The organism is Frankia sp. KB5 (genome assembly GCF_002099325.1).
Lineage (GTDB): Bacteria > Actinomycetota > Actinomycetes > Frankiales > Frankiaceae > Frankia > Frankia casuarinae.
The window spans coordinates 1-3,006 of sequence record NZ_MRUJ01000299.1; the positions used below are offsets into that span (position 1 = coordinate 1).

Consider the following 3,006-nt stretch of genomic DNA (forward strand, 5'->3'; position numbering starts at 1 on the left):
CCGATCTGCGCACAGGCGTACACGACCGCCGCCAGCGCCGCACTACTGAAACCATCGGAACCCGACTGAACTGTCGACTGAACAAGCTGGCACTCTACTGAAGAGCTCGACGTCGGTTCAGAGTAGGCGTCGGCCTGGGTGAGAACACGCGCGACATAAGAATTATCGTGGTTATAGCTGAAGAGCGCGGCGGGAATATCCGCGCCGTTACGTGCGCCTGAGGCGCACAGGTAGGCCGCTGCGGAGTAGACGGCGTCGGCGGGATTGTTGATGTCAGTGGTGCCGTCGGCGTCGCCGTCGACCCGGTAGGCGGCGAAGGTGGCGGGCAGGAACTGCATCGGTCCTTGCGCCCCGGCCCGCGAGGTCCAGTCGGGGTTGCGGCCGTGGTCGGTCTCGACTTTCCCGATGGCGGCCAGCACGGTCCACGGCAGCCCGGGGCAGGTCGACGCCGCGGCGACGTAGAGCCGCTGGTAGCCGGTGGGGATCTCCTGCGCGGCGGCCTGGGACGGTGCCGGCTGCTTCCCGCCATCGGCCCCTCCGCCGAGGAGGCCGGCCGCGACCCCGCCGGCGAGGAGCGGCACGGCGAGCAGGAGTGCGCACAGTCCGGCGGCGATCCGGCTCACGCGGGGCCGAGAGGGGACCGCGCTCCGAAACGCGGCGCGGGTGGGCGGGGCATCGGCGCCTGCTCGGGCTCGTCGCCGTCGTCGTTCGGGTCGGGGTCATCGAACGGGGAACGGGCCAGGACCGGGGTGCCGTAGCGGGAGGTGAGCCCGTCGAGGTCGGTGCGGGCAGTGGCGTTCAGCGGCAGCCACACCCCCCGGGCCGGAGCGAGGTCCGGCGGGTCGGCCGCGGGGGTGGGGCCGGTCAGGGGGGCGGGGGCTGCGGTGACGATGACGACCCCGGACGGGGTGGCGGCGAGCCGGGCACGCAGTTCCCGCTCCCGGTAGGYCGAGGGCAGCCAGATCAGGACGGGGCTGGTCAGGCCGCTGGAGGCGGCAAGGCGGGTGTAGCCGGGGATCTTGCGGGTGACCTGGGACAGTGATTCGCTGCCGGTGTCGAATTCGACGAAGAAGTCGAGCCGGCGCCGGCCGGTCTGCCAGGTGCCGTAGCCGTCGGGGCGGATCCACTGCCCCCACAGGGCGGCGGCGCGCTGTTCGGACCACCAGGCGGTCAGCCCCTGGTCGTCGGGGCGGGGGCGGCTGGCATGCACCCAGGCGGTGAAGACCGCGTTGACGCCGACGAGGTGACCGAGGCGGGGTGAGTGCGCCCAGGCGTGGAGTTTGTCGCGGCGGTAGCCGAGTTCGGCGATGCTCAGGCCGCGTTCGGCGGCGAGGATCGCCGCGCCGAGGGGGCCGAGGGTGTAGTGGTAGGGACCGGTGCCGCGGCCTTGGCCGTAGTAGGGACGTATCCGGTCGACGGTCTGGAGCTGGTGGAGGGTCGCCAGGCGGAGCCGGGTCATCCGGTCGCTGCCGAACGCGAGGCGGGTCAGCTGGGGGCGGGTCAGGACCCGGTGTTCGTGCAGCATCGCGAACATCCACCGGTCCCGGCTAGTCATCCGCCCGGCCACCTCTACCAGGGCCTGCTCGGCGCCGCTCACCGCCCGCCTGCCGCCGGGCCGGGCCGGGGGCCGCGCCCGGCGTCGGGGGTGGCGGTGTGCCGGCGGGCGGCGACCCGCAGCGCGTCGGCCCGTCCCGGTGTCGGGGGTGGCAGGGGACGGGTCCGCAGGGTGAACGCGGCGGTGTCGGCCTGGTCGACCACGAGGCGGGCCGCGGCCGTCCACGCCGGGAGGCGGGCGAGGTCGTGCTGGGTGAGGACGGGGCTGACATGCCGGGACAGGTCGGCGGCGTCCTTCGGGCTGACGCCGAAGAACAGTTTGCTGCGGGCGTTCGTGCTCAGCGCGTCGGCCAAATCGTCGGGCAGCTGCCGCAGGTGCTGGTGGGCGAGGGTCATCGACAGCCGGTAGCCGCGGGCCTCGGCGAGCATGTCCTCCACCGCCCCCGGAAGGGTCAGGAAGTTCTGTGCTTCGTCCAAAAAACAGGTGGCGTCCGGGCGGTCCTCAGGTGCCAGGCGAGCCCGGTGCAGGACGGTCTGCCAGATCTTCGCCAACACGATCGACCCGACAATCCGGGAGGCGTCCTCCCCGATCACGCCTTTGGGGATACGGACGAGCAGGATCCCGCCGCGGTCGAGAACCTGGCGCAGGTCGACGGTGGAGGGCCCGGCGGCCAGGGCCTGGCGGGCGAAGGTGCGCAGGAGCAGGGCGCGGAGTTTGTTGAGGATCGGGCCGATCGCCGCGGCGCGGGCACCGTCGGACAGCTGCCCGTACCACTCCCAGAAGCTGGCCAGGATCGGGTCGGTCACCCCGGTGGTGGCTTTCCGCCGGGTGTCGGGTTCGGTGAGGACTTTGACGATGTCGCCCAGGGTCGGGGTGGCCCCCGTTCGGGTGCGCCGCTCGAGCAGGGTCAGGCAGGTGGCGCGCAGCAGGTCATCGGTCCGCGGCCCCCAGCTGTCGGACCAGATCCGGCGGAAGATCCCGGCCAGCTGGTCGGTGGCCAGGTCCGGGTCGGCGCCGTCGAGGATGTTCAGGCAGGGCGGGGCCGCGGCGTCTTCGGGGTCGAGGAGCACGACCCGGCCGGCGGCGTCCGCGGGCAGGCGGGCGAGAACATCGTTGACCAGGTCGCCTTTCGGGTCGAAGACGGCCAGCCCGCGGCCGGCCTCCGCATCGGCGAGGATCATGTTCGCGAGCAGCGTCGACTTGCCGGAGCCGGTGGCGCCGACGACGTGGACGTGGTGGCGGGCGTCGGCGACGTTCAGGCCGACCCTGCGGCGCCGGCCGGCCTCGCTTTCGCCCAGCGGCTTCACCCGGGGCCCGGCCTCGGGGATCCCCGCCGGGGGCGCGACGGCCGCGGCCCCGGCGCGGGACAGGCCGGGGACAGCGGTGTCCAACGGCAGGTGGGCCAGCGCGGCGAGCTCACCGACAGCGAGCAGGTCCCCGCGGCGCAGCCG

General features: G+C 73.4%; 3 protein-coding genes. All 3 read right to left on the minus strand.

Going from position 1 to position 3,006, the window contains the following annotated elements; all coding sequences use genetic code 11:
- A partial coding sequence (locus KBI5_RS22815) for a lytic transglycosylase domain-containing protein (RefSeq protein ID WP_133057126.1) occupies positions 1–623 on the minus strand: 623 nt, incomplete at its 3' end.
- Positions 620–1,555 carry a replication-relaxation family protein gene (locus KBI5_RS22820; RefSeq protein WP_241883126.1) on the minus strand — a complete coding sequence of 312 codons (936 nt, stop codon included), beginning with the start codon at positions 1,553–1,555 and terminating at the stop codon, positions 620–622. The genes KBI5_RS22820 and KBI5_RS22815, both read right to left, overlap by 4 nt.
- Before the next feature lie 38 nt (positions 1,556–1,593).
- Positions 1,594–3,006: type IV secretion system DNA-binding domain-containing protein (locus KBI5_RS22825; protein WP_133057127.1), on the minus strand; the 1,413-nt coding region annotated here is incomplete at its 5' end.